A 25,007-nucleotide genomic window follows, 5' to 3' on the forward strand; every position below is an offset into this window, starting at 1 on the left:
CTATTCCGGCTGGCAAATCTCGCCTTTCGCAGCGGCCTTCAAAGTTCGCCAGATCAGCCCCGCGACGATCATCCCCAGCAGCGCCAGAAACGCCCCGCCCAGCAGGTCATGTGCCCCCGACCCGGCCAATTCGCCAAAGCGCAAGGTCGCGATGGTCAGCGCCGCCACCGGAAAGCTCAGCGCCCACCATGACAGCGCGAACGGCAGCTTGGCGAACCCCTGCGCCTGGATCGCCACAATCGCCGCAAAGCCGATCGCCGCATAGTACAGCACCCGCGCGAAGGCGTCCAAAACCCCGCCGTTCAGCTGCAACCAGCCCAGGAACGCGACGGCGGGCGGCGCGATCAGGATCACCAAGGTCGGCAGCAAGCGCCCCGGCAAAGGATCGTGGAAAATCAAGCGGTTCATCACCAGCGTCAGCAGCACGACCCAGAACATCAGGCCGACGGAAAAGAACAGCCACGACACTTCGACAAAGCCCAAAGGCACCCCCGCGACAGGCACAATCACGTTGCCCACCGCCGGGATGAACCACGCAGGCGAAATGTGCATCGGCTGAAACGGCCTGCGCCCGATCCACCCCGAGATGACCGCCAGCGTCAGCACCCCCTGCGCCGCCGCCCCCACGGACCACACGACGCCCGCCGCCCCCGGCGCTTCGGCGCGCAAAGCCGTCGCGATCAGCAGCAAGGAAATGGAAATCGCCGGAAAGAAGGCCAGCTTGACCGGATGCGCCCACTCGGCCTGAATGGCGCCGGGGTGGCGCAAGCCTTTGAGAACAAACAAAACTGCGATGGCGGCAAAATCGGCAATGGCCACCATCAGCGCGATCTGGCTGGCCAGATGCCCCCAGCCAAAGCGCGTTTCCGCCAGATGCAGCGCCAGTGTCAGCCCCGCAAGGCCCATCACGGTGGCAAAGAAGGTCACGGGAAAATGGGCCAACCGGCTGTGGTCCGGCGCGTGAGGCATATCAGTCATGGCGCGTCCTTTGGTGTTCACATCACGCTTTTGGAATGCAAACTGCGCCCTCGCGTTGACCCAGATCAAGAGCGCGGGAAAAAGCGCAATGCGCGCGCGTCAGCCGTCCGCGGCAAGCACCTTGGCCGCCGGCATGGGCCGCGCGAAAAGATAGCCCTGCGCCATGGTGACGCCCAGTCTCTCAAGCATCACAACCTTTTTCGGATTTTCAACGCCTTCCGCAATGACAACCCCGCCATGAGACTGCACCATCTCGGCCAGCGCCTTGACGAGGCCGCGCTGCTCTCGGCTCGCCAGCAATCCAATCACAAGCGAGCGGTCAAGCTTGAGAAAATCGGGCTTCAACTGAATGACGTGCCGCAGACTGGAATACCCCGCGCCGACATCGTCGATCGCGATGCGAAACCCCTGTGCCCGCAGACGCGTCAGGACAGACAGAAATGCCGCATAATCCGGCACGCGCTCATGCTCTGTGATTTCCAGCACAATGCGGTGGCGCACGTGCGGCGGAAAGATGCTCTCGAAGTCGAGGGTTTCAATCGAGGTGACCGAAGCATTGACTGACACGAAAAAGCCGTCGCCCATCTGCATGGGGATGGCGGCTGTCTTTCGCGCGACCGCTTCTTCGAGCGTTACGATCCGGTCATCGTATTTCGCCCGGCGAAAGATCGTCTCGACGCTCCCCAATTCGGCCGGAAACCGTGTCAGCGCCTCATAGCCTTGGGGGATGGCACCGGGCAACGACAAGATGGGCTGAAGGTGAATGTCCAAATCTGTCCGAATGAGCTTGTCGATGCGTAACTCTAGTTCCTCTGCGGACCCGCCTTCGATGACCTGCACCTCGATGTCGCGCGAGAGCATGTCGGCGTAAATGCCGAACATCGCGACATCGCGGTCTGTCAGATCCTGGCGCGGCTGACGGCTAAAAGCGCAGAGCATCCCCCAGGTGACACCAGTCGACAGGATGATCGGAAAACTGACATGGGCACCGATGGGCAGGTCCAGCGTTTCGGGGTTATCCGCGACAGACGGCTCGGTCCGTGCGTCTGTCATAAGGGTCGGCGCCGCCCCTTGCGCAATCCGGTCGCAATAGCTGCGCCCAGCAAAGAGCCATCTCCGCGGCGCAGCGAAAGTGTGGGGGAGCACGCGCCAATGAGAATTTCGTCGAAAATCCGTTCGGTGGCCGTGAACCGCGAGATGAAGGCGACGTCCATCCCAAAGAGGTCACGCAAGGCGGACAGCACCTTTTGCTTTTTCCAACGCAGATTTTCCGGATGGCTGGCGATGTCGGTGGCAAGCAGTTCGCCGAAACTTGGCGAGAGTATAAAAAACCCCCTTCCGGTCGAGACGCGGGTCTTTGCCACGTTCTACTTTTTGGCTGATTTATACAGGTAACTTCCCCCCAAGCCGGCATCCAGAACAAAGCTCCGTCAAGACCACCAAATGGACTCGCAGGGCGTGGACGCCTGATCTTTGGCGACAAGTGCGCGCCCAGCGATGCTCCTTGCGCCTGTCAAATCTCTCTTACGGCGGCCCGTCTGTGGCTGCCGCCCTGAGACAGGATCGCCCGCCGGCGCAGGTCAAAAAGGGGCAGAGGCGCGAAACCCCTACCCCAATCCGATCACCTTCAGACGCCCGCCTGCCCACGCCGGGACAGCGCCCATCCCACGAACAAAGCCAGCCCGATAACGGCCGCGCCGATGGACAGGGCACCAGGCGCGCCCTCTTGCACATGCAGTTCCTGCGCGGGATGCGCCAGACCTGGGCTTGCCGCCAACACTGCGGACACAAAAGTCAGATATTTCATTGGTCAATCACTCTCTTTTTCTGGGCCAAAAAGTCGCGCAAATCCAAGCTCGCCTTCTCGTCCATGGATACGTAAACTAGGCTCATATTGGTGCGCTCTCGCACCATCTCACCGGGAAACGGCAGGTAACTCAGCTCTCGAGAGCCAAAAGACGGCGAGGCCGTCCCCACCTGCCAATCCGTCGTCAACTCCACATCCACCAGCTTGAGCGCCTTCGCCCCGCCCTTGCCGGGCCGCTCGAACGGCACCCCCGCCAGCTTCAGATAGAACGTCTTGTCCTTGGCCTGCACAAAACCGTCGATGAATTGCGCCGCGAGCACCTGCAAATCCGCCGCATCGTCGTGGTGGTGCATATGGCTGTGCAAATGATCCGCGTCATGCGGGTGATTGTGGTCATGCGGGTGATGCGCGTGCCCATGGTCATGACCGTGATCATGTCCATGATGGTGATGACGATCATGCGGCATCCATCATTCCCCCTGTTTCTTCTCTTTCCAAATATCCCGGGGTGAGGGCGCAAGCCCGAGGGGCAGCGCCCCTCTGCCACGGCCCAATCATTCGCCCACCTTGTGCGGCGCGGGATTCGACCAACGCTTGCCCTCGAATTCGCCATGCGGCAGCGTCACCGGCTTGTCGATGTGCCGCTTGTGCGCGCCCAGCTTGCCATGCGCCACCATGGACCCCAGCACATCCACGATCACCCGCGTGCCCATCAGGGCGGTGATGTCGGACGTATCATAGGGCGGCGAGACCTCGACCAGCTCCAGCCCGCAAATCCCCTCGGCGGCAACCCCGGACGCCAAGGCCAAAGCCTCGCGCGGCAGGAACCCACCCGGCTCCGGCCAGCCTGTACCCGGGACAAACCCGCAATCAATCGAGTCGATGTCAAAGGACATATAGACCATGTCGACCCCGTCCCAGGCCATCTCCAGCGCCATCTCGATGGTCTTGTCTAGCCCCATCTTCTCCATGTCGCCCATGGTGATGATGTTGGTATTCCGCTCGCGGGCAACCTTCACCGCCTCGCGCGGCACCTGCCAGCCGCCGATCCCGATCTGCACAAGGTTCTTGGCCGGCACGTTCGGCAGGTTGGTCGAATGGAACCAAGGCGTCGTGTGCATCCGCTCATCAAGGTCTTTTTCCTGAATGTCGGCGTGGCGGTCAAAATGCGCGATACCGATCTTCTTCGACGTACACTCCGCAATGCCGCGCACGCAGGGAAAGCCGATCGAGTGATCGCCGCCGATCATGATGGGCAAAGACCCCGACGAGAACACATGAGACACCCCGCGCGAAATCTGGTCAAAGCTCTTCTCGATATTCGCCGGAATGGTGAACACGTCGCCCGCGTCACACAGCGTCATCTGCTCGCGCAGGTCGACCCCCATCTCGTAGTTATATGGCGTATACAGCGCCGAGATCTTGCGCACCCCCTGCGGGCCAAAGCGCGTGCCGGGCCGATAGGTTGTCCCGCCGTCAAAGGGGATGCCCAAGACCGTCGCGTCGTAGTTGGCCACCTCCAGCACGTCCTCGGTGTAGGGCGCCTTGAGAAACGTATTGATCCCTGCGTAATGCGGCAGCTCGCCGCGCGCAAAGGTCGGGATCGACTTGTCCTCGATGGTGTCCGCGCCGGTCAGACCCATGCGCAAGGCCCAGGCGCGTTCCTCGGCCCAGCGGCCTTCGGGCAGCTCGGCCTCTTTGCGCATCGCCTTCCAACCGGCCAGCTTGGTCAGGTCGGGGTGGTGGGAGCGCATCTCGCGCGTGGCATGGCGGGCACGCTGGCTGCGCGGGTCGCGGGCGCGGGCCTCTGCCTTGAGTATCTCAGAAAACATCTCTGTCTCCCAATCGGTTAGCCCGTTTCGGGGCTGTCATGTTCCGGGCCTTGGCTGTCCCACGCGCGGGGCCCGGCGGCGCGCGTGAGTGTCTGTTACGCCGGCTCTGGGACCGGCTCTGATGCGGGCGCAAGCGACGGATAGCGATCAAGGATATGCTGATGCGGCATCCCGCCGTCGCGCGCGTCGAAATCATAGGTGACGGTGGCGCCATACAGCCCCGGATCTTGCGGATCCCAGCGCGGCTTATCAAAGACCAGCACCCGGTCGCCCAGCTTGAAGGCCTCTTCGAGGTCGTGACTGACCATAAAGACGGTCATCTGCGTCTCGGCCCGCAGTTCGGTCAAAAAGTCGTGCAGCTGCCCCCGCGTGCCGGGGTCGAGCGCGCCAAAAGGCTCGTCCAACAGCAGCACCCGCGGGCGCGCGGTCAGCGCTTGGCCAATGGCAAGGCGCTGTTGCATCCCGCCCGACAGGCTCGCGGGGTATTGCCCGGCCACGTGGTTCAACCCAATGCGCACCAGCATGGCATCAGCGCGGTCGCGGGCCGCGCGCTTGGCCGCGCCGAACAGCCAGCCAGAGCGGGTGTTGAACCCCTCGGCGGCGACGATATTTTCGCGCACAGTCAGATGTGGAAACACCGAGTAGCGTTGAAAGACCACGCCGCGCGCGCCCTGGCTCGACGGCCACGTCCCCGCCATCGACGGTGATCGCCCCGCGCACCGGGCGCTCATCCGCCAGCAGCAGCCGCAAAAAGGTGGACTTGCCGCAGCCCGACGCACCAACGATAGAGACGAACTCGCCCTCAGAGACGTCGAGGTTCACCCGTTCGATAATGGATCGCCCGCCGTAGGCTTGCCAGACGTCACGGACCTGTACGAAACTCATAAGCCTGCCTCCATCCACGGAAACGCCTTGCGCGACAGCTGTTTCAGCAGCCAATCCAGCACATAGGCCAGCAGGGTGATCCAGATGACGTAAGTCAGGATCACATCCATCGCCAGCTACCGCCGCACAAGGAAGATGCGATAGCCAAGGCCCACATCCGCCGCCACCGCTTCGGCGGCGATCAGGAACAGCCAGGCAGAGCCCAGCGACAGGCGCACATTGGCAATCAGGCGCGGCAGCACCTGAGGCAGCGCCACCCGCGCGGCGATGACCCAGGACGACGCCCCAAGGGTCTGCGCCTTGACCAGTTGTTCATGCGGAATATCCAGCACCCGCTGCGCCAGATCGCGGGTCATAAAGGGGGTGATCCCGATCACGATCAGCACCACCTTGGACGTCTCGCCAAGGCCAAAGACGATGAACAGGATCGGCAGCAGCGCCAAGGGTGGTACCATCGACAGCACCGCCACGAACCCCGACAACAGCGACCGGAACAGCGGCAGCAGCCCGACGACCATGCCAATGACCAAGGACAGCACCGCCGAAATTCCAACGCCCCCCAGCAGGCGCGAGAGCGACGCCCATGTATCCTTCCACAGCAGGAGCTCGCCAGAGCGGCGGTCGCCTTGGGTGAACAGGCGCACGGCGGTCTCTTGGATCGTGGACAGCGCGGGCAGCAGCTTGTCCGACGGGTTCGCCGCCAGCCGCATGTCCGAGCCGACCGCATAGGCGATCAGCACCGCGATGAACGGCACGGCGGCCAGAAACACCGCGAGCGGACGAGAGGGGATACGGTTGATCAGTCGCATGAGGGGGCCTTTATCGGGTGCCCCGACCGCAGCCGGGGCACGTAAGCATTGCGCGGCACTCAGAGCGCGCCGGCTTCTCCATTGCGCGGCACTCAGAGCGCGCCGTCGGCGGCCATCTGCATGTAAGTGGCGTCAAAGCGGAACATCACGTTCGCCTCGTTCCCCGACACCGTCCCATCGGGATAGGCGATGCCGACGAAATCCGCCGAGGGCGCGCCCTCGCCCAGGATGCCCTTGTCAAAGAGGAACTCGGCCACTTCGGTCATGGTGCCCGGCAGATCGGCAGAAGAGGCCTGCGCCACCGCATCGGCCGGATCATAGAACATCTCGGTCGCGGCCAGCTGCGCCTTGTAGCCGTCCAGATCGGTGCCCGACGCTTCGGCCATGGCGGTCAAAACCGCTTCGTCGCCCGCCGCCATCAGGCCCATGACCTCGTACCACGCGCCCACCAGCGCCTTGCCAAAGTCGGGGTTGTCCGCCAGCGTTTGGGTGTTCACCACCATCAGATCAAGGATCTCGCCGGGGATTTTCGAGCTGTCGAACAGCACGCTTGCATCCGGGTTGGAGGCCGTGATCTCGGACACCAGCGGGTTCCACGTCACCACGGTTTTCACGTCGTCGGTGGCGTAGGCGGCGATCATATCGGCGTCAGAGGTGTTCACCACCCCGTCCAGATCCTTTTCCGCCAGCCCTGCGCTGTCCAGCGCCCGCGCCAGCAGGTAGTGCGAGACCGACAGCTCCACGAGGTTGACCTTGGTCCCCGCCAGATCGGCCAGCGTCATGCCGTCCTTGGCGATCACCGCGTCATTGTCGTTGGAATAATCCCCGATGATCAGCGCGGTGGTGTCCACGCCGCTGCCCGAGGGGATCGACAGGGTGTCCATGTTGGTGGCCGACACGCCATCGAACGCGCCCGCGGTGTATTGGTTGATGCTTTCGACGTAATCGTTGATCTGCACGATCTCGACGTCGATGCCGTATTTCTCGGCCCATTTGTCCATGATGCCGCTGTCTTCGAGATAGCCCCACGGCATCCAGCCCACATAGATTGACCACGCGATCTTGAAGTCGGTCTTTTCCCGCGCGGCGGCAGGCGAGAGCGTCGCGGCAAGAAGCCCCAGCGAAAGGGCGGTCGTGGCAAGGTGCTTGAGCTTGGTCATGTGATTTCCCCGGTTCAGCGTCCCGCTCATTGCAAAAGGTTCGCTCCCCGCGGGCGGAACAAGAACAAGGCGCGGGATGAACCTGCGCAGTATGCCTCCCGGGATTTTGGCCCGCCGTGTGCCCCACGGGATTTGGCCCGCCGGGTGGATTTCTCGGACCGAACCTGCCCCTTGGGACAGTGGAACCCTAAACGCCCTGCCCGTTCATGCGACACCAGCGTTCACGTTTCGGACAAGCCAGAGCGCGGGGGGCGCCCGGCAAAAATGCCAAATTGAAGCATGTTTAAGCGCTATTTTCCGGCGTTTGCCCTCTTTTTGGGCAGGTTTTGCGCGATCCGGTGGCGCGCAGCCCGTCAACAGTGGGCCGCCGCGATGGCTGCCCCTCTCGGTCACAGGTAGATCACGGGGCTTCGCGCGCGTTTGAGGCAGCCTGCGGGGGGCTTGCGCCTTTCACACGGCACAGGCGGCCTGATCGCAGCGACACCCCGATTCCGAACCGGCGGGGTGGGGCGTGGTGCGGCCTGCCCTGCCGTGCCACGGGCCAGTGGATCGCGGCGCTTTCAGTCAGGGTTTGGGGATACAAAGCGTTAATGAAATGCCTATAGCGTTAGCACTGCCGTTTTTATGGACTGAAACTTTTCTTACAAGACGCGCCGAAAAATTCCAAGAATCCGCCCAAGGAGTCCCACGCATTCTACATATTACCAATTTATAATAGGGGTTTAGGCGTAAATTTCATTTTGGCACTCTCCTGCCAAAAATCAAAAGACATCTCTTCAGAATACCTATTTCGCGACGGTGCACAAATTTTAGGCAGGCGCGATCTAGGGCTTTCTTCCGGCGTTCTTGCGCCTTGCCGCGGCCCGTCATCCTACGGTTTGTGAACTCAACAGGCGGTCACCCCCCTGCCCCAAACGACACGGAAAAGAGCCCGACCATGACCCTCACAAAGCTGGCTGACACCCACACCACCCCCCCCGGATTGAGCGCCTTCTGGACGGCTTTGAGCCGGATTTCGAGTTCACCCCCGTGCCGCCGCTGCCCGAAGCGGAATTTGCAGATCGTCTGCGCCGCATCCGCCAAGAGGCAAGCGCCGCAGGGCATGACGTGCTGCTGGTACATGCGGACAGCATCGGGTCGTAAAAGGTGTCCAACTCTTACCTGCGCTATATCTGCGATTGTGCCCGCGAGGGGATGCTGATCATTCCCACCGACACGGACCTACCGCTGACCCTGTACACGGTGTTTTCCAGCTCTGTCGTGTTGCCGCCTGCGGGCTTGCCTGTGCTGGTTGACGACATCTGGCAGATCGGGACATGGGGCCGCGAGACCTATAACCGCCCCGGCCGCGCCTTGGACCGCGTGGTCGAGGCCACGGCAAAGCGACTGGCAGAGCTGGGCTTGACCAAGGCGCAGATCGGGCTGGTGGGCGATGCAACCTCGGCGCCCTACTGGGCGGGCCTTGCAGAGAGTCTGCCCGGCAGCCGCTTTGAAAAGGCGCAAGGCATCGTTGACCGAATGCAGCGCCGCCGGTCCAAGGCGGAGCAGGCCGTGGTCCGGGCCGCGGCGCAGCTGGCCTGTATCGGGATGCAGGCGGCCTATCACGTGATCCGCCCCGGTGTGACCGACCACGAAATCTATGCCGCCTTCACCTTTGCCCAGATGGCGCGCGGCGGCGAGACCGGGAAGGCTACCAGATCGGGATCAACCCCTACGGCACCCACTGCGGCAAGCCCTACGGCCATGTGGTGCGACCGGGAGCGCTGATCTCGGATGTCGCCAATGTCTCCTTCGAGCCGTACATCCGCCGCGGCGTCCTGACCGACGCCGACAGCCGCTCCATGCCCTATAACTGGAGCGCGGGCGACGATGGCGCGCCGCTGAAGGTGCCGCAGCAATATGTGCCCAACCCCGACTGGGAAGCCATGGGCCGCCGCATCACCCATGTCTGGCCCGCCACCAAGGGGCCGCGCAACCCGAAGGTGGGACATTCGGTATCCATGCCGAAAATGCCGCCCTACAACATCCAATCCAACAAACATGCCACCCTCGAAGAGGGCATGACCTTTGTATTGCACTCCCAATGGCTCGATCCGCTGACCGCGGGTGCGAATATTGGCGATTGCTATCTCGTGACAGACAACGGGGCCGAGAACCTCTCTTGTCACGTGCCGCTCGGTGTTCATCGCATCCCTGCCTGACGCCTTCCTTCCCTCCCTTTCCAAGTCCAACAAGAGGAAAACCCAACATGACTTTCACCCGACGCACCCTGATGGCCGGCGCTGCGGCGCTTGCGATGCTCGCAGGCGCGGGCGCCCCCGCCGCCGCGCAGGACCAGGTCACGCTGACCATCGCCAACACCCAGTGGCTGGATGCGCTGCGCGGCGAAAACCTGTGGGCCGCCGTGAAAAGGTTCGAGGACAGCCACCCGAACATCACGCTGGAACAGCACACGATTTCGCGCAACGAGTTCAACGACCGCCTGATCACCGAAATGGGCGCGCGTCAGGGCCCCAACATCCTCATCGGGCAGGACGGTCTGTTCTAAACGCTGATCGGGGCCGACTTCCTGATCCCGCTGGATGACGTGACCGAAGGCGTCGACACCCTGAACGCCACCAACGACAACGGCGTCGTGGACGGCACCCGCTATGGCATCGGCTGGCACCGCGCCGTTTACGCGCTGATCTTCAACAAGGCGATCCTGGCAGAGGCCGGCGTCGAGCTGCCCGAGACCATCGAAGAGATGATCGCCGCCGCCAAGACCGCCAGCGAAGCCACCGGCGCCATCGGCTTTACCGGCCGCCACTCGATGAACGAGTTCAGCCCGTGGTCCAAGGACTTCCTCAACTGGGCCTATGGCTACGGCGCCGAGCTGGTCGATGACAGCGGCAAGATCACCTTTGGCACGCCGGAAATGGCGCAGGCCTTTGACGCGTTCAAGGCGGCCTATGACAGCGGCATCATTCCGATCGGCGACCAGATGAGCACCCAGCGCACCCGATTCAAGGAACAGCAGATGGCGTTCTCGCTGGACAACTCCGGCGGCTCGCTGAACATCGCCACGGGCGGCCCGCTGCCCGGTGACGAGCTTGGCGCGACGGCGCTGCCCTTCCCGCATCCGGGCGCGCACCAGCAGATCTTTCTGGGCGTGAACACCTGGTCCAGCGACGCGGAAAATGCCGCCGCCAAGGAATTCCTGTCCTGGCTGATCTCTGAAGAGGGGCAAACCTCGCTGCGCGCCGCCTCTGGCCCCGATGCGCTGGCGACCGATGTTCCGGTCACCGCAGAGTTCGTCGCGGCGAACCCCTGGGCGACCACCTTTGCCGAAATGGCGGCAGACTCGCGCTCGACGCTGATCCCGGGGTATGAGCTGGAAACCCAGTCGATCCTGCGCCCGCTGATGACCAGCCTTGAAAAGGTCCTGCTGAACGCGGCCACGACCGAAGAAGCCCTGGACGAGGCACAGGCCGAAATCGACGCGGACTACAACAACTGAGCCGCCGATCCCGGTTTAAAGGACCGCGACCCATGACTTCTACACTGTTCAAGCGTGAACGACTGTTGGGCCTTGTTCCCTACGCGTTCGTCGCGGTCCCACTGGCCTACATGACGCTGTTCGTCGTTGGCCAGCTCATCCAGCAAGTCTGGATGAGCTTTACGGATACGCGCCTGATGAAGCCCACCGCGGACGATTTCATCGGGCTTGAAAACTATCAAGACCTGCTGACCGACGATCAGTTCTATACGTCGTTCTCGGTCACGATCATCTACACGATCCTGACGGTGATCCTTGGCATTCTGGTCGGCACGGCGTCGGCGCTGGCGCTGGGCCGTGCCGTCGGTTGCCGCCACGCTGGTCTGGCTGTGTATCTTTAACGGGCCGTCCGGCGTGGCCAGCGACATCACCCAAGCGCTTGGGTTTGGGCGCATCCCGTGGCTGACCTCTGTGGACTTGGCGCTGACCTCGATCATGTTCGTGACGATCTGGCAGGTGTCGCCTTTCGTCATGCTGGTGATGATGGCCGCGCTGCAATCGGTCCCCGAAGAAGTGCGCGAAGCCGCCCGGATCGACGGGGCCGATGCGCTGAACGTGTTCCGCAACGTAACGCTGCCCTACATTCTGCCGACCATGCAGATCGTGGCCCTGCTGGTGGCGGTCTGGTCGATCCGCCGTTTCGAGGTGATCTACCTGCTGACCGGGGGTGGCCCGATCGGGTCCACGTCCACCCTTGTGGTGCAACTGCGCCTGACCGCGTTCGAGGACTTCGAACTGGGCCTCGCCTCTGCCTATGGCGTCGTCGGCCTTGTGCTCGCGCTCGCGGTGGCCTTTGCCCACTTCCTGTTTGAACGCCGCCGCGCACGGGTGATGTCGAAATGAAAACCAATCCTCTCTTTTCCCTGCTGCGCGTGGCCTTGATCGCTGTGCTGGTCACCTTTGCCGGTTTTCCGATCTACTGGATGGCGACCACCGCGCTGGGCACCGATACGCAGCTGTTCAACACCGGCCAGTTGCCCTGTCCGCAGCTGTCCAACCTGCCGAACCTGATCACGGCCCTTAGCGAAGTTCCCGTCCTGCGCTGGATGTCCAACACCGCCGTGATCGCGCTGGGCAACACGGTGCTCAGCCTGATGCTGGGCTCGCTGCTGGGCTATGCCCTGTCGCGGTTCAAGTTCCACGGGCGCGGGTTGATCGGCTTTTTGATGTTCATGACGCAGGTCATCCCCGAGGCGCTGCTGGTGGTGCCGCTCTATGCCATGTTCATCTCGCTGGGGCTGCTGAACAGCCTGTGGGGCGTGATCCTTGCCAACTCGGGTTTTCGCTGCCGGTCGCGGCCTTCATCCTCAAGGGGGCCATCGACTCGATCCCCTATGAGATCGAGGAAAGCGCCATCATCGACGGCTGCCCGCGCCTTGGGATCCTCTCCTTTATCGTCTTTCCGCTGATCGCACCCAGCCTCGCCGCCGCCGCTGTCATCTGTTTCTTTGGTGGCTGGAACGAGTTCCAGTTCGCCGTGACCTTCCTGATGGACCCGGACCTGTGGCCCGCGGCCGTCGGCATGGCCAGCTTTATCGGCGAGTATGAGACGCCGCTGTCCGCCGTGATGGGCACCGCACTGATGTTCTCCATTCCCGCCGTGTGTTTTTCCTTCTCGTTCAACGCAAGATCGTCGCAGGCTTGACCTCCGGCGCAGTCAAGGGGTGATCCGATGCCCAAGATCGACTTCAACGGTATCTCGAAGACCTTCGGGACCAACACTGTCATCCGCCGCTTCAATGCCTCTGTCGAGGATGGCGAGTTCCTCGTGCTGCTTGGGCCTTCGGGCTGTGGCAAGTCCACCCTGCTGCGGATGATCGCCGGCCTGTCCGAGATTTCCGGCGGCGAGATGCTGTTCGACGGGCAGCGCGCCAACGACTGGAGCCCGAAACAGCGCGGTGTCGCCTTTGTGTTCCAAAGCTACGCGCTGTATCCGCACATGACCGTGCGCGCCAACATCGCCTTTCCGCTGGTGATAGACCGCTTTAAAAAGTGGCACCACATCCCGATCATCAACATGATCCACCGCTGGCAGGTGATGAACCGCCCCGAGGTCAAGGCCGCCGTCGACCGCATCGCCGAGCATCTGGAGCTGACCCCGCTGCTGGACCGCCGCCCCGGCAGCCTGTCCGGGGGTCAGCGCCAGCGCGTCGCCCTTGCCCGGTCCTTGGTGCGCGATCCGTCGCTGTACATGTTGGACGAGCCGCTGTCGAACCTCGACGCCAAGCTGCGCACGCAGATGCGGTCCGAGATTACGACCCTGCACCAGAAGGTGAAAAAGACCTTTGTCTACGTGACCCACGATCAGGTCGAGGCCATGACCATGGCGACCCGCATCGTGGTGATGAACGGCGGCGTGATCCAGCAGATCGGCACGCCTGACGAGATCTATGACGAGCCCGCCAACACCTTTGTGGCCAAGTTTGTGGGTGCGCCGCCGATGAACCTGATCCCGGTCAAATATAGCGCCGACCGCCTGACCACATACGATGGTGTCAGCTGGACCCACGGCGCGGGCACTCCGGGCGGTGAAAGCTCTGCGATCTTTGGCATCCGACCCGAAAAGCTGGAGCTGCGCCCCGAGGGTCAGGCCCGCATTCCCGCCCGCGTGGCGGTGATCGAACGGCTTGGCGCCGAGACCATCATTGGCTGCCGGTTGGGTCTGGAGGACGCGGGCGAAGGCATCTCGACCGAAGACCTCGTCTTTGTGCGGATGCCCGGCCACCCCGGCTTTGCCCACGGTGACGCCTGTTCGCTGGACTATGACGACGCCGATGCCGTCTGGTTCGACAAGCCGACCGGGAAGCGCGTGCACGCCGCCCCCGCCGCCGCTGCGCGCTGCGCCTGACCCGACTGACACAAGGAGACTGACGTGGACCGCTTCCTCGTTTCGGCCACTGGCCACAGCCTGAACTACCTGCCGCACTACATCGCCAACGAACAGGGCTTCTTTGCCCAAGAGGGTCTGGAGGTGACCGAAGTGGTCCCACGCCCTTGGGATCTGGTGCTGGATCACATCCGCGATGGCGACGCCGAGGCCGCGCTGGGCGGGATCTGGGTGCCGTCGATGTTCCACGGGCGCGGGCGCCGTCTGGTGCCTTTTGCGCAGGTGTCGAACCGGGCGCCCTTGGCGCTGATTGGGCGGCACGAAGCGCCCGCCTTTGACGCGCAGGCCTTGGTCGGCAAGACCGTCCTGATGAAAGGATCGAACGGCGCGAGCGTGGGCATGTACCTCAAGATGATGCTGCGCGAGGCGGGCGTGGACCCTGCGGCGGTCAACTATATCCAGGACCTTGACGCCGGTATCCTGCAAAGCTGCTTTGCCGGGGGCATGGGGGATTACCTGCTGATCGACCTGCCCGGCGCGCTGGCCTATCAGGCGGCAGGCCATGGCAAGCTGTGCGCGACATTTGCCCGCGACGGCGGCGACATCCCGTGGAGCGTCTACTACACCGAAGGTCTGGACGCAGGCGACACCCGGCCCGTACGCTTCGCCCGTGCGCTGGGACGCGGCATGGCGTGGGTCAACAGCCACGATGCGGGCAGCTACGCCGACGTGCTGGCGCGGCTGTTCCCCAAGATCGACTGGGCGATCTCGGTGCAGGTGGTCGAGACCTACCGCGAATGCGCCATGTGGACCTCGTCGCGCATCGGTGAAGCGTCCTATGCCCGCTGGCAACAAGGCATTGCCGACGCCCATCTGACCGACGCGCCAATCGCCTATGACACGCTGAACGACGGTGCGCCGACCCGCGCCTTGGAAAAGGGGGTTGCCGCATGATCCGCATCACCATCACCAACCCCAACACCACCGCCTCCATGACGGACGGGATCGCACGCGCCACACGGGCCGCTGCCGCCTCTGATGTCCAGGTGATCGCCGGGCAGTCCGCCATGGGCCCCGCCGCCATCGAAGGCCCTTTCGACGGCGCGCTGGCCGTCCCCGGCATGTTGTCGCAAATGCAGACCGCCGAACGCGACCACGGCGCGCTGGCGCATATCATCGCTTGTTTCGACGACACCGGCCTTGATGCGGCGCGGGCGTTGCTGAACGGCCCGGTGGTCGGCCTTGGCGAGGCGGCGATGCACGTCGCATCGCTGTTGGGGCACAGCTTTGCCGTGGTCACCACGCTGTCCCGCTCGGTCCCGATCCTCGAAGACAACGTGGCCCGCTATGGCTTTTCCAGCCGCTGCCGCGCGGTTCTGGCCAGCGACATCCCGGTCCTGGCCCTGCACGACCCAGACAGCGGCGCGACGCAATAGATCTCGGCGCTGATCGACGAGGCCAAGGCGCGCGGCGCCGAGAGCATCGTTCTGGGCTGTGCGGGCATGGCCGACTTTGCCCGCGATCTAGAGGCACGCCACGCGCTGCCGGTCGTCGAAGGCGTCGGCGCCGCCGTGGGGCTGGCCAGCATGTTGGCGCGGTCGGGCGCGCAGTCTTCGCGCCTTGGGGTTTGGGCCCGCCCCACCCGCAGCCACCTGCTGGGCTGAGCGCGGCGATGACCCTAGGGGGGCGTCTGCGGGGTCGACACATTGTCGAGCCTGCGCACCAGTTGATCAATGCGGCGATAGCGGTCGATGGCCGCGTCGCCACGCATCGAATGCACCTGCCACGCAAGGCAGTTCATCAAGGTGACCGCCGCCGTAAAGGTATTGAACGGTGCCGGGCTTTGGGTGCGGCAGCGTAGCGTCATGTCGGCGGCACGGGCGCTGGCCCCGGCGGACAAGTCGGTGATCAACAAGGTGCGCGCCCCCGCCTCGCGCGAGGCTTCGAGCATGTCCACAAGGATCTTGGGGCGTCTGCGAAAGGCGATGACCAGCAGCAAATCCCCCTCTTGGAGGCTGCCCACGTCATGCGACAACGACCCCGAGCCAAAGTTCATCAGGTGGACCTCGCCCCGGATCAGGGTCAGGTAATGCGCGATGTGCAGGCCCAGACCATGCCCGCTGCGCAGGCCGATGATCCACACCCGCCGCGCGTTGGCAATCGCCCCGGCGGCCTCTGTCATCCGCGCCTCGGGGATCGCCGCAAGGGTCTGCCGGATGTTTTCCAGGTCGTCCTCCATCATGCGCTGCGCGGAAACCTCAGGCGCTTGCTCGGCGCGGCTCAGGCCACCTTGGGGCGAGCCCCAGAATTGCTCGTTGCGGATCGCGCGCTTGGCCTCGGGGTAACTGCGATAGCCGAGCGTGCGGATGAGGCGCGCCGCCGTGCTCTTGGACACGCCCGCCTTGGTCGCCAGTTCGGCGGCGGTGTAGCTTGGCAGCTCCATCTGGTGTTCCAGCAGCACGTCCGCCAACCGCTGCTCGGACCGGGTCAGCGCCGGATAGGCCCGGTAAATCCGCCCCTCAAGCGTCTGGTCCCCAAGCCCCTCCGCAGGCGCGGGCTGCGCGGGATCGACCGCCGTGGGCCTGTTGGCTCTTTCTTTCGTCATACCCCCATCTCAACAGTATTTCCTCGGATGAAAAGCTATCAAATTGTTCGCCCGACCGCGCCAGAGGCGCAGCAGATCCTCGACGCCTTTCCGCGCGCCGCCGAGCTGGCCCCCGACCTGCAATCGGCCTGCGTCACTGCGTGGTTTTCGGCGCTGTCCGCCTCAAGTTACGACCGCATTCAGGACGTGCCCTTTTCGCATGGCTCGACAGATACGCTGGTGGATCATACCAACGATGTGACCGAAGCGGGGCTGGCGTTGCTCCCCGTGGCCGAGACGCGTTGGAACTGGACGGTGAACCGGCAGCACTTGTTGGCGATGCTGCTGCATGACCTCGACAAACCGCTGCTGATGGATCGCGGCGCAGAGGGCGACGTGGCCACACCCGTGTCGCTGCGGGCACTGATGGCGCGGCACGCCGCGCTCGACTGGGAGGCGGTGGTCGACGTGATCTATGGCTGCGCCAATCAGGCGGGCGAAGACAACCGCAGCGTCGCCCGTATGGCGCTGCTGCTTGCGGGGATGCCAGAAACCGTTTCGGGCACAACGATCAACCGCCTGTGCGGCTCGGGCATGGATGCGGTGCTGGGCGCTTGGCGCAGGTTGGCGTTAGGCGAAGGCGACATCGCCATCGCGGGCGGCGTCGAAAGCATGAGCCGCGCGCCCTTTGTCATGCCCAAGGCCACCAGCGCTTTTTCGCGCGCCAACAGCGTCGAGGACACCACCATCGGCTGGCGGTTCGTCAACCCGGTGATGCAGCGCCTTTATGGCACCGACTCGATGCCCGAAACCGCCGAGAACGTGGCCGAGGACTTTGGCATCTCTCGTGCCGATCAGGACGCCTTTGCCCTGCGCTCGCAGCAGCGTGCGGCGGCGGCGATTGCCTCGGGCGCATTCGCCCAAGAGATCATCCCCGTGGACATCCCGCAGCGCCGCGGCGATCCGATCGTCTTTGATACCGACGAACACCCGCGCGCCACGTCGCTGGAGACACTCGGCGCGCTGAGGGCGCCCTTCCGCGAAGGCGGGTCTGTGACGGCGGGCAATGCGTCGGGCGTGAACGATGGCGCGGCGGCGCTGATCCTGGCAACCGGGGCGGGGATCAAACGTCACGGACTGACGCCGCTGGCCCGCGTTACCGGCGGCGCGACCGCCGGGGTGGCCGCGCGCATCATGGGGATTGGCCCGGCACCGGCAACGGAAAAGCTGTGTGCGCACCTTGGCCTTGCGCCGACCGATTTCGACGTGATCGAATTGAACGAAGCCTTTGCCAGCCAAGCGCTGGCCGTGTTGCGCCGCCTTGGCCTGCCCGATGATGCAGAGCACGTGAACCGCAATGGCGGCGCGATTGCGCTGGGGCATCCGCTGGGCATGTCCGGCGCGCGCATCACCGGCACCGCGGCGCGGCAACTGGCAAAGGGTCAGGGCACACGCGCGCTGGCCACCATGTGTATTGGTGTCGGACAGGGCATCGCCATCGGTCTCGAAGCCGTCTGAGGGAGGAATTGACATGAAACTGCATTGGTCCCCGCGCTCACCCTATGTGCGCAAGGTCATGATTTTTCTCAAAGAAGCCGGAATGGAAGATCGGGTCGAGCTGTCGCGCAACGTGGTCGCGCTGCACATGCCCACGCCGCAGGCGGTGCTGGCGGACAACCCCTTGGGCAAGATCCCGACGTTGGTGACGGACGCGGGCAAGCCGCTGTATGACAGCCGCGTGGTCTGTGAATACCTGGATAGCCTCGCGGGAACGGCCTTTTTTTCCGACCGACCCGGCCGCACGCATGGATCAGCTTTGCTGGCAGGCTCTGGGCGATGGGATGACCGATATCCTGCTGCTGTGGCGCACAGAGCTGGCGCGACCTGCGGCCGCGTGGGACAAGGTCACAGACGCGTGGCGCGTGAAAATCCGTGCCGCGATGCGCCAGCTGGAACAGGACGCCGCGCAGCTGTCGAAAAGCCCCTTTGGGATTGGGCAAATCTCGGTGATCTGCGCGCTTGGGCAACTGGATTTCCGCTGGTCCGATTGCGACTGGCGCACCCACTTCCCGCAGCTTGCGGCATTTGACGCGCAAATGGCACAGCGCGCCTCTGTCGCCAGCACGGTGCCAGATGATGACCACGCGGGCGACAACGTCGCCGACATCACCGCCGGACATCTGTGGTTCGAGACCTAAGTCCTAAAACCTAGCTTTTAGGATTGAAGGCGCGCGTTAACCTCTGCACCCTGATCCTCACGCGAAGATCGGGGTATGGAACATGTCGCAAAACAAAGCTGAGAACGCCACCGTGGCGGCGCTTCAGAAAAGCAACGTCTCGCGCTACATCCAACTGGCCAGCCTGTTTCGCCAGCGCATCGAAAGCGGAGAGTGGGAGGTCGGCGCAAAAATCCCCACGGTCAAGGAGCTGTCCGAACAATGCGGCGTGGCGACGATGACCATCCGCCAAGCGCTCGCAACGCTTGAAAAAGAAGGGCTGATTGCACGCTACCGAGCCAAGGGCACCTTTGTGCTGGACCGTCCGAAGCGCGACCTGTGGTGCGAGGTCAAGACCGACTGGACGGGGATGCTGATCGCGCGCGACAATGCAACGATCGAAATCCTCGAAGATGACCGCAACGTCGCCCTGCCCCGCTACGAAGGGCATATCGGCAATGCCGCGCCCGCCTATCGCCACCTGCGCCGCCGTCACACGCGGGACGGGATCACCTTTTTGCTGGCCGACATCTACGTCGATGAACGGATCTGCCCGCAGATCGACGAGGCCGATTATGGCAAGGTGACGGCGATGCGGCTGGTGTCGGACATTCCGGGCCAGACGATCAGCGACGCCAACCAGATCGTGACCATCGGCTCGTCTGATCTGTCGATTGCCGATCTGCTGAACGTCTCCATCGGAGAGCCGGTGGCCAAGGTCCAGCGGATGGCGGTCAACCAGCATGGCGACATCATCCTGCTGGCCAATGGCGTCTATCGTGGCGACATGATGAAGATCGAGGTCAAGCTGCGCTAAGGGTGCGCCCCGACCAAAGCCAGGGCGCGAATCCTTCAGCTTTTGAACACCGGAGCGCGCTTTTCGCGGAAGGCGGCCATGGCTTCGGCGGTATCCTCCGAGGTGGACAGCGCCTTGGTCTGGGTCTGCTCAAAGCGGTAGCCTTCGTAGATCGACACGCATTCGGTCTGCTGGAACGACTTCTTCGCGGCGCGCACCGCCGAGGGGCTGGCCTTGGCGATATCGGCGGCGATGCCACGGGCGGTGTCCAGCAGGTCTTCGGGCGCGGTGCAGGCCGAGGCCACGTTCATGCGCAGCAATTCCGGGCCATATACGCGGCGCGCGGTCATGACCATCATGCGCGCGTCGCTTTCGCCAAAGTGGCGGCGCACATGGGCGACGCCGCCCGCAAGACCGACCATGACCTCGGTCATCTGCAGGAACCCCTTTTCCGAAGTCACGATGATGTCAGAGCACAGCGCGGTCACGCAGCCCGCGCCGATGGCCGCGCCATTGACAGCCGCGATGATCGGCTTTGGGCACTCCAGCAGGCAGTCAAAGCTGGCCCGGACGCGCCGGTTGTGCGCGGTGTAGACGCCCGGTTCCCGCGTCGGCCGCTCGGACAGGTCTGCGCCCGCGGAAAAGGCTTTGCCCGCACCGGTGATGATGATCGCACGCACATCCGTCCGGTCGCCTAGGGCGTCGATCACCTCGACCAGTTCTTCGCGAAAGCGGTTGTTCTGCGCGTTGACGGGTGCGCGGTCGATGGTCACGGTGGCGATAAAATCGCTTACCTCTAGGGACAGCGTCTGGTGGGTCCTTGGTCCTTGGTCCTTGGTCTTGAAGTCAGTCGATCTTGGGCCGCGCCATCTCAAAAGAGACTGGCGGCATTCGATGGACACGGGGCTTTCGGCGACACGCATCACCGGGATGTTCTCGCAAGCCACGGGCGTCAGCCCTGCGGCGGCGAATTCGTCCACCTCTGCCGGGTACGGGGCAGAGCTTTGGTTCATTGCCTCGCGCAGATCATAGGTGGCGATATTGACGCAGAACGCACCGGTCGCCTCGGCATTGGTCACGCTGTCCTTTGGGCCATCGGCGGAAAACACCACGAACGGCGGTTTGCCGGAAATGGCGTTAAAGCACGAATAGGGGGCCAGGTTGTTGGTGCCGTACGGCCCAACCGTTGAAATCCAACCGATCGGGCGCGGCACCACCAACGCCAGCCAAGGGTTATGCGGCAGACCGTGGTCCTGCGTTCGCGGATCATAGAACATGGCCGCTTAGCCCGCCGCCGGCATTTTGGACAACACGCCATCCTGGATCGGCAAGGACACCTCCATGCCTTGCGGCAAGGGGATGCGGTGCACATTCAACGTCATGGCAACCATCGAGTAATAGCCGATCACCGCCGTCAGCTCGACCGCACCGACCTCTCCCCAGCGGGCGACGATGGCCGCATAGTCGGCGTCTGCAACGTTGCCGGTTTCCACCAGCTGGCGGGCGAACTCATAGATCTCGCGGGCGGCCTCGTCGCCTTTGAAATCCGGCAGTGAACAGGTGCGGATCGCCTCACCGATCGCCGGATCAAGCCCCGCCCGGCCCGCGTCGCCAAGGTGGATCGCCCACTCCAGCTCGCTGTTCCAGCGCCGCGCGGTCACAAGGATCGCCAGTTCGTTCAGATGCGTCGGCAGCGAGGTCTCAAAGCGCAACACCCGCCCCAGACGCTGCCAGCGGTCCGCCAGAACCGGGTTGTGCAGCGCCGCGCGCAGCGGGCCGACCAGCGTCTTGCGCGGGCCGGAAACGATCTGCTCGTAGACTTCCTTTTGCGCAGGCGTCATGGTCTCGGCCTCGGGAAAGCTGATGCGCCCGGCGCTCGGCTTGGTGGTTTGGTCCGTCATTCTGCCGCCTCCAGTCCCAGCGCGGAAAGCACCTCTGCGGTATGTGCCCCAGCAGCGGCGGCGCCTTTTCAAACGACAGCGGTGCGTTGCGGAAGTTCAGCGGGCTGACCACTTGTTTCAGCGTCCCGGACAGCGGGTGCGGAATGTCGCGCAGCATCTCGCGGTGCTTGACCTGCGGCTCTTCGTACACGCGGTCGATGGTGTTGAGCGGCCCCAAAGGCACCCCGGCGGCAGCGAACTTACCGACCCACTCGTCGATGGTGCCAGAGGCCAGCGCCGCAACCAGGATCTCTTCCAACTCGGGCAGGTTTTCGACCCGCGCGGCGTTGGTGGCGAATTTCGGATCGTCCGCCAAGGCGGGCTGGCCGATCACCTCGGAGAACTTGCGGAACTGCCCATCGTTGCCCACCGCCAGCACGATGAACCCGTCCGAGACAGGGTAAACGTTCTGCGGCTGGATATTGGGGTGACGGTTGCCCCGGCGCACGGGAGTGTTCCCCGACACGAGGTAGTTCATCGCCTGATTGGCCAGCATCGCCACCGACACGTCCAGCATGGCGAGGTCGATGTGATCGCCCTGCCCCGTCTGGGTCCGGTTCGCCAGCGCGCCCAAGACCCCGATCGCGGCATACATGCCGGTCATGATGTCGATGATCGGAACGCCGACCTTTTGCGGCCCGCCCCCCGGTGCATCATCCGGCCCACCGGTAACGCTCATCAAGCCGCCCATGCCTTGGATCATGAAGTCATAGGCGGCGTCATTGGCCATCGGCCCACTCAGGCCAAAGCCGGTGATCGAGCAATAGATCAGGCCGGGGTTTTCCTTTTTCAGGTCCTCATAGCCCAGACCCATGCGATCCAGCGTCCCGGTCTTGAAGTTCTCCAGCACGATGTCCGACTTGGCCGCCAGCGCGCGCACCGCGGCGCGGCCTTCTTCGGATTTCAGGTCCAGCTCGACCGAGCGTTTACCGCGATTAACCGACAGGTAATAGCCTGCTTCGCGGGTCGCATTGCCGTCCTTATCCTTGAGGAACGGCGGCCCCCAACGGCGGGTGTCATCCCCTTCGCCAAGGCGTTCAACCTTGATGACGTCGGCACCCATGTCGGCCAATATCTGGCCTGCCCAAGGCCCAGCCATGATCCGGCTTGGGTCGAGCACGCGGATATGCGAGAGAGGTCCAGACATCAAATTGTCTCCTTTTGGGGCGTGGTGGCAGCGAGGAAGTCCGCCAGAGCGGCGTTAAAGGCTTCGGGTGCCTGGTAATTCGGGATGTGGCCCGCCTGCGGGACGGTGGCAAAGCGCGCATCGGGCGCGGCGGCGAACTGGGCGGGCACGGCAGAGGGCATCGCCCCGTCCAGCGCCCCGGCCAACCCCAGCAGTGGGCAAGTCAGGGTTTCGACGACGGCGGACAGGTCATAGCTGGCCAGCGCATGGGTTGCGGCGGCAAAGCCCCCGGCCGGGGTCGCGGCGATCATGGCGCGCAGCTGCGCGGCCTTTGGATCGTGCGTTGCCACACCGGGCAGCCAATTCTTGGCGGTTTGCTCGGCGATCACCTGCATCCCCTGCGCCAGCGCCGTCTCGCGCCGTTCCGTCCAAAAGGCGACCCGCGCGGGCGCGCTTTTGCAGATGCCATCCACAACCACGAACCGCGCAAAGCGGGCGGGGTCGATGGCATGGGCCGCAAGCCCACTGGGCACACCCATCGACAGGCCGACAAAGGTGCAGCGTTTGATATCAAGGTGGTCCAGCAGCGCGATGATGTCGGCGCCGTATTGCTCAAAGCGCATCGGACCGTCCGGCAAGCTGGACCCGCCGTGCCCGCGCTGATCAAAGCGCAGCACCCGGTGCGTCGCGCCAAAGGCGGCAACCTGCGCGTCCCAGACGCCAAGGTCGGTCATCACCGAGTTGGCAAAGACGATCACTTCGGCATCCTCGGGGCCATCCAGAGCGGCGTTCAGATGCCCGCCGTCGGGCAAAGTGACTTGGAAAACGGTCATTTCAAACCCTCCCCGGTTTCAAGTTGGCTCGGTTTGGTTTTGCTCAGGACCCCCGCCCCCATGACCAGCGCAAGGATCGCAAGCCCCGCCATGTCAGAGCGCCATTCCGGCACCAAAAGGCACAGCCCGCCCACCAAGAGGGCCGCCGCTTCCCACCCGACGGCAGGCCGCGCGAGAAAGTAGATGTAGCGCTCGGAGGCCGCCGACAGCATGAGGATCGACAGGATCGCCGTGGTGGCGGCCATGATCACGTGCAGCGTGTCGCCTTGCAGGATCAGCGCCGGGTTCAGCACGAAAAGGAACGGCAGCAGGAACAGGATCGCGCCCAGCCGCATCGCGGTGACGCCGGTCTTCATGGCCGGAGCCTTGGCGATGGACGATGCAGCCACGGCGGCCATGGCCACGGGCGGCGTGATGTAGGACAGCATCGCCCAGTACAGGATGAACAGGTGGCTCGCCATCATCGAAAAGCCGCCCTGCACCAGAGCAGGCGCCAAAGATCAGCAGCAGGTACGGGTTGCCGCCCGCGTATTGCAACAACTCCCGGCTAAAGGCATTGCCCACCCCGGTGATCGACAGCGCGCCCACCACAAGACCCACGCCCGCCAGAACGCCCACGAGCATCCCGGTGGTGCGCCCCGTCTCCATGATCATTTCGACCAGCGGCTCGATCCTGCGGCCCTTTTCGGCGCGGATCAGCGCCGTCGCCAGCAGCATGAGCGCGCCCCCGGTCGAGGCGCAAGATTCCACCGCCCCCGCATAAGAGGCCGGGTAGCCGCATTTCTTCATGGTCGGGATGGTCATCGACCCGGTCGAGATCACGTTGGAAATCACGCTGCCCGACAGCGAGCCGAAAAAGCCCGACGACAGGATAGCCACCTTGGCCGGGCCGCCGCGCGCATGGCCCAACAGCGCGCTGGCCAGGTCCATAAAGAACACCCCGCCCCCCGAGGCCGTCAGCGCCACGCCAAAGACGATAAAACCGATCAACAGGTCCGCAATGACGCGGATCGGAATGCCGATGATGCTTTCGACGCCCAACGAATGGCTCAGGACCGTGTCAGAGAACGACAGCTGCACGCCCCAGAGGAACCCCGGCAGGTGGCCGGTATACAGCGGAAAGGTCGCAAAGATCGCGCAGATCACGAACAGCGGCACCCCGGCACAGCGACGCACCGCTTCGAGCGCCAGAGCCACCAAAAGCCCCGCTTGAACAATGACATAGGTGGGGGCGACAAACTCCCACCCCTTGTAGAGGATGCTTTCGGAGTTGGACGCAAAGAACATGCAGACGTTAAACGCCAGCGCCGCCAGCCCCCAGTCGTACCAGCGCACGCGGGTCTCATCGGCTTCGCGTGCGGGCGAGCTCAGAAAGGCCACCGGCAGGAACAACCCCACCACGATGTAGTAATAGGCCGTCGAGATCGGGCGAAAGCCGCCAAGCTTGAGATTGAAAATCTGGTTCGTGATGATCACGAGGCCAATCGCAGACAGGGCGAAGACCGTGAACCACGCCAGCCCGGACAGCCGCGTGTCCTGTGCGGCCCAAGGGCGAAATGGCGTAATAGCGTCCGGGAGAGCATCTTTTTGCATGGTCAGGTCCGTAACAGTAGGAAAGCCTGCACCCAGAGCCACCACCAATGCGGCAGGGCCCAGCGGGTCTGCGGGGGCATAAG

At 63.8% G+C, this 25,007-nt stretch carries 26 protein-coding genes, 4 pseudogenes and 1 riboswitch; of the genes and pseudogenes, 15 read left to right on the top strand and 15 right to left on the bottom strand.

Translation table 11 applies throughout. The features are described from left to right. From B9A11_RS14180 to B9A11_RS14220, 9 genes and pseudogenes are all read right to left on the bottom strand, one after another. A complete protein-coding gene (locus tag B9A11_RS14180; protein WP_058248695.1) occupies positions 1-978 on the bottom strand; it encodes an SLAC1 anion channel family protein in 978 nt (325 codons plus the stop codon). A 99-nt stretch (positions 979-1,077) separates the two neighbouring features. After that, positions 1,078-2,124 carry a sensor domain-containing phosphodiesterase gene (locus B9A11_RS14185; protein ID WP_327442510.1) on the bottom strand — a complete coding sequence of 349 codons (1,047 nt, stop codon included), beginning with the start codon at positions 2,122-2,124 and terminating at the stop codon, positions 1,078-1,080. Continuing rightward, positions 2,028-2,342 (bottom strand): hypothetical protein, encoded by a 315-nt coding sequence (locus tag B9A11_RS14190; RefSeq protein WP_058248697.1) that lies wholly within the window; start codon positions 2,340-2,342, stop codon positions 2,028-2,030. The genes B9A11_RS14185 and B9A11_RS14190 overlap by 97 nt, the downstream gene beginning before the upstream one ends. Before the next feature lie 263 nt (positions 2,343-2,605). Next, a complete protein-coding gene (locus B9A11_RS14195; RefSeq protein WP_058248698.1) occupies positions 2,606-2,785 on the bottom strand; it encodes a hypothetical protein in 180 nt (59 codons plus the stop codon). Then, positions 2,782-3,252, bottom strand: coding sequence for a hypothetical protein (locus B9A11_RS14200; protein ID WP_058248699.1), 471 nt, complete (start codon positions 3,250-3,252; stop codon positions 2,782-2,784). The genes B9A11_RS14195 and B9A11_RS14200 overlap by 4 nt, the downstream gene beginning before the upstream one ends. Before the next feature lie 87 nt (positions 3,253-3,339). Then, a complete protein-coding gene (locus tag B9A11_RS14205; protein WP_058248700.1) occupies positions 3,340-4,617 on the bottom strand; it encodes an agmatinase family protein in 1,278 nt (425 codons plus the stop codon). A 95-nt stretch (positions 4,618-4,712) separates the two neighbouring features. Continuing rightward, a pseudogene (locus B9A11_RS14210) lies at positions 4,713-5,502 on the bottom strand (ATP-binding cassette domain-containing protein). A 116-nt stretch (positions 5,503-5,618) separates the two neighbouring features. After that, complete coding sequence (locus tag B9A11_RS14215; protein WP_268811254.1) at positions 5,619-6,311, bottom strand: ABC transporter permease; 693 nt, start codon at positions 6,309-6,311, stop codon at positions 5,619-5,621. Positions 6,312-6,403: 92 nt separating this feature from the next. Then, positions 6,404-7,471, bottom strand: a complete 1,068-nt coding sequence (locus B9A11_RS14220) for a putative urea ABC transporter substrate-binding protein (RefSeq protein WP_058248701.1) — start codon at positions 7,469-7,471, stop codon at positions 6,404-6,406. 93 nt (positions 7,472-7,564) lie between these two features. Next, positions 7,565-7,673, bottom strand: a riboswitch (guanidine-I (ykkC/yxkD leader). Positions 7,674-8,617: 944 nt separating this feature from the next. Here B9A11_RS14220 and B9A11_RS21640 point away from each other — a divergent pair. The 11 genes and pseudogenes from B9A11_RS21640 to B9A11_RS14255 all read left to right on the top strand — a co-directional run bounded on the left by B9A11_RS21640 (position 8,618) and on the right by B9A11_RS14255 (position 15,500). Next, entirely contained in the window at positions 8,618-9,238 is a 621-nt protein-coding gene (locus tag B9A11_RS21640; RefSeq protein ID WP_200807287.1) for a M24 family metallopeptidase, read from the top strand. Beyond that, positions 9,220-9,672, top strand: a complete 453-nt coding sequence (locus B9A11_RS21645) for a M24 family metallopeptidase (RefSeq protein WP_200807288.1) — start codon at positions 9,220-9,222, stop codon at positions 9,670-9,672. Before B9A11_RS21640 ends, B9A11_RS21645 begins: the two co-directional genes overlap by 19 nt. Positions 9,673-9,719: 47 nt before the next feature. After that, positions 9,720-10,019, top strand: a complete 300-nt coding sequence (locus B9A11_RS21650) for a hypothetical protein (RefSeq protein ID WP_200807289.1) — start codon at positions 9,720-9,722, stop codon at positions 10,017-10,019. Between the two features lie 6 nt (positions 10,020-10,025). Further along, on the top strand, positions 10,026-10,970 hold the full coding sequence (locus tag B9A11_RS14230; protein ID WP_327442511.1) for an ABC transporter substrate-binding protein: 945 nt from the start codon (positions 10,026-10,028) through the stop codon (positions 10,968-10,970). A 32-nt stretch (positions 10,971-11,002) separates the two neighbouring features. Beyond that, positions 11,003-11,350, top strand: a complete 348-nt coding sequence (locus tag B9A11_RS21655; protein WP_200807291.1) for a carbohydrate ABC transporter permease — start codon at positions 11,003-11,005, stop codon at positions 11,348-11,350. Further along, entirely contained in the window at positions 11,307-11,852 is a 546-nt protein-coding gene (locus tag B9A11_RS21660; protein WP_200807292.1) for a carbohydrate ABC transporter permease, read from the top strand. Before B9A11_RS21655 ends, B9A11_RS21660 begins: the two co-directional genes overlap by 44 nt. Beyond that, positions 11,849-12,418 carry an ABC transporter permease family protein gene (locus tag B9A11_RS22215; protein ID WP_234988855.1) on the top strand — a complete coding sequence of 190 codons (570 nt, stop codon included), beginning with the start codon at positions 11,849-11,851 and terminating at the stop codon, positions 12,416-12,418. The genes B9A11_RS21660 and B9A11_RS22215 overlap by 4 nt, the downstream gene beginning before the upstream one ends. Continuing rightward, entirely contained in the window at positions 12,337-12,654 is a 318-nt protein-coding gene (locus B9A11_RS21665; RefSeq protein WP_234988865.1) for an ABC transporter permease subunit, read from the top strand. The genes B9A11_RS22215 and B9A11_RS21665 overlap by 82 nt, the downstream gene beginning before the upstream one ends. Before the next feature lie 27 nt (positions 12,655-12,681). Next, positions 12,682-13,857: an ABC transporter ATP-binding protein gene (locus tag B9A11_RS14245; protein WP_058248702.1), complete on the top strand. Its 1,176-nt coding sequence runs from the start codon at positions 12,682-12,684 to the stop codon at positions 13,855-13,857. 24 nt (positions 13,858-13,881) lie between these two features. Then, positions 13,882-14,790, top strand: coding sequence for an ABC transporter substrate-binding protein (locus B9A11_RS14250; RefSeq protein ID WP_058248703.1), 909 nt, complete (start codon positions 13,882-13,884; stop codon positions 14,788-14,790). Further along, positions 14,787-15,500 (top strand): annotated as a pseudogene (locus B9A11_RS14255) (aspartate/glutamate racemase family protein). The gene B9A11_RS14250 and the pseudogene B9A11_RS14255 overlap by 4 nt, the downstream one beginning before the upstream one ends. A 14-nt stretch (positions 15,501-15,514) precedes the next feature. Here the strand turns inward: B9A11_RS14255 and B9A11_RS14260 are convergent. Then, the gene (locus tag B9A11_RS14260) at positions 15,515-16,441 is read right to left on the bottom strand and encodes a MurR/RpiR family transcriptional regulator (RefSeq protein ID WP_083499903.1); all 927 of its coding nucleotides are present in this window, start codon (positions 16,439-16,441) and stop codon (positions 15,515-15,517) included. 351 nt (positions 16,442-16,792) lie between these two features. On the opposite strand from B9A11_RS14260, the gene B9A11_RS14265 reads away from it, so the two are divergent. The 4 genes and pseudogenes from B9A11_RS14265 to B9A11_RS14275 all read left to right on the top strand — a co-directional run bounded on the left by B9A11_RS14265 (position 16,793) and on the right by B9A11_RS14275 (position 19,453). Beyond that, on the top strand, positions 16,793-17,938 hold the full coding sequence (locus B9A11_RS14265; RefSeq protein ID WP_058248736.1) for a 3-oxoadipyl-CoA thiolase: 1,146 nt from the start codon (positions 16,793-16,795) through the stop codon (positions 17,936-17,938). Positions 17,939-17,996: 58 nt separating this feature from the next. Beyond that, a pseudogene (locus B9A11_RS22605) lies at positions 17,997-18,131 on the top strand (thioredoxin domain-containing protein); the annotation flags it as partial. Between the two features lie 94 nt (positions 18,132-18,225). Then, positions 18,226-18,618, top strand: coding sequence for a glutathione S-transferase C-terminal domain-containing protein (locus tag B9A11_RS22220; RefSeq protein WP_234988856.1), 393 nt, complete (start codon positions 18,226-18,228; stop codon positions 18,616-18,618). Positions 18,619-18,700: 82 nt separating this feature from the next. Next, positions 18,701-19,453 (top strand): GntR family transcriptional regulator, encoded by a 753-nt coding sequence (locus B9A11_RS14275; RefSeq protein WP_058248704.1) that lies wholly within the window; start codon positions 18,701-18,703, stop codon positions 19,451-19,453. A 35-nt stretch (positions 19,454-19,488) separates the two neighbouring features. On the opposite strand, the gene B9A11_RS14280 is transcribed toward B9A11_RS14275, so the two are convergent. From B9A11_RS14280 to B9A11_RS14300, 5 genes and pseudogenes are all read right to left on the bottom strand, one after another. Then, positions 19,489-20,709 carry an enoyl-CoA hydratase/isomerase family protein gene (locus tag B9A11_RS14280; RefSeq protein ID WP_234988857.1) on the bottom strand — a complete coding sequence of 407 codons (1,221 nt, stop codon included), beginning with the start codon at positions 20,707-20,709 and terminating at the stop codon, positions 19,489-19,491. Positions 20,710-20,715: 6 nt separating this feature from the next. After that, positions 20,716-21,240 (bottom strand): carboxymuconolactone decarboxylase family protein, encoded by a 525-nt coding sequence (locus B9A11_RS14285; RefSeq protein ID WP_234988866.1) that lies wholly within the window; start codon positions 21,238-21,240, stop codon positions 20,716-20,718. Continuing rightward, on the bottom strand, positions 21,134-22,519 hold the full coding sequence (locus B9A11_RS14290; protein WP_234988858.1) for a CaiB/BaiF CoA transferase family protein: 1,386 nt from the start codon (positions 22,517-22,519) through the stop codon (positions 21,134-21,136). Before B9A11_RS14290 ends, B9A11_RS14285 begins: the two co-directional genes overlap by 107 nt. Further along, complete coding sequence (locus tag B9A11_RS14295; protein ID WP_058248706.1) at positions 22,519-23,331, bottom strand: alpha/beta fold hydrolase; 813 nt, start codon at positions 23,329-23,331, stop codon at positions 22,519-22,521. The genes B9A11_RS14290 and B9A11_RS14295 overlap by 1 nt, the downstream gene beginning before the upstream one ends. Next, a pseudogene (locus tag B9A11_RS14300) lies at positions 23,328-24,924 on the bottom strand (TRAP transporter permease). The gene B9A11_RS14295 and the pseudogene B9A11_RS14300 overlap by 4 nt, the downstream one beginning before the upstream one ends. Between the last annotated feature and the right edge of the window lie 83 nt (positions 24,925-25,007).

Source organism: Tropicibacter naphthalenivorans, from assembly GCF_900176475.1.
Taxonomy (GTDB): Bacteria; Pseudomonadota; Alphaproteobacteria; order Rhodobacterales; family Rhodobacteraceae; genus Tropicibacter; species Tropicibacter naphthalenivorans.

Bases quoted from the DNA above. Each gene is read 5' to 3' on its own strand.
- B9A11_RS14265 (WP_058248736.1), top strand. From the start codon at position 16,793: ATGGATCGCGGCGCAGAGGGCGACGTGGCCACACCCGTGTCGCTGCGG.
- B9A11_RS14280 (WP_234988857.1), bottom strand. From the start codon at position 20,709: ATGTTCTATGATCCGCGAACGCAGGACCACGGTCTGCCGCATAACCCT.
- B9A11_RS14260 (WP_083499903.1), bottom strand. From the start codon at position 16,441: ATGACGAAAGAAAGAGCCAACAGGCCCACGGCGGTCGATCCCGCGCAG.
- B9A11_RS14215 (WP_268811254.1), bottom strand. From the start codon at position 6,311: ATGCGACTGATCAACCGTATCCCCTCTCGTCCGCTCGCGGTGTTTCTG.
- B9A11_RS14275 (WP_058248704.1), top strand. From the start codon at position 18,701: ATGTCGCAAAACAAAGCTGAGAACGCCACCGTGGCGGCGCTTCAGAAA.
- B9A11_RS14205 (WP_058248700.1), bottom strand. From the start codon at position 4,617: ATGTTTTCTGAGATACTCAAGGCAGAGGCCCGCGCCCGCGACCCGCGC.
- B9A11_RS14220 (WP_058248701.1), bottom strand. From the start codon at position 7,471: ATGACCAAGCTCAAGCACCTTGCCACGACCGCCCTTTCGCTGGGGCTT.
- B9A11_RS22220 (WP_234988856.1), top strand. From the start codon at position 18,226: ATGGATCAGCTTTGCTGGCAGGCTCTGGGCGATGGGATGACCGATATC.
- B9A11_RS14195 (WP_058248698.1), bottom strand. From the start codon at position 2,785: ATGAAATATCTGACTTTTGTGTCCGCAGTGTTGGCGGCAAGCCCAGGT.
- B9A11_RS22215 (WP_234988855.1), top strand. From the start codon at position 11,849: ATGAAAACCAATCCTCTCTTTTCCCTGCTGCGCGTGGCCTTGATCGCT.
- B9A11_RS14200 (WP_058248699.1), bottom strand. From the start codon at position 3,252: ATGCCGCATGATCGTCATCACCATCATGGACATGATCACGGTCATGAC.
- B9A11_RS14245 (WP_058248702.1), top strand. From the start codon at position 12,682: ATGCCCAAGATCGACTTCAACGGTATCTCGAAGACCTTCGGGACCAAC.
- B9A11_RS14295 (WP_058248706.1), bottom strand. From the start codon at position 23,331: ATGACCGTTTTCCAAGTCACTTTGCCCGACGGCGGGCATCTGAACGCC.
- B9A11_RS21655 (WP_200807291.1), top strand. From the start codon at position 11,003: ATGACTTCTACACTGTTCAAGCGTGAACGACTGTTGGGCCTTGTTCCC.
- B9A11_RS21650 (WP_200807289.1), top strand. From the start codon at position 9,720: ATGACTTTCACCCGACGCACCCTGATGGCCGGCGCTGCGGCGCTTGCG.
- B9A11_RS14290 (WP_234988858.1), bottom strand. From the start codon at position 22,519: ATGTCTGGACCTCTCTCGCATATCCGCGTGCTCGACCCAAGCCGGATC.
- B9A11_RS14180 (WP_058248695.1), bottom strand. From the start codon at position 978: ATGACTGATATGCCTCACGCGCCGGACCACAGCCGGTTGGCCCATTTT.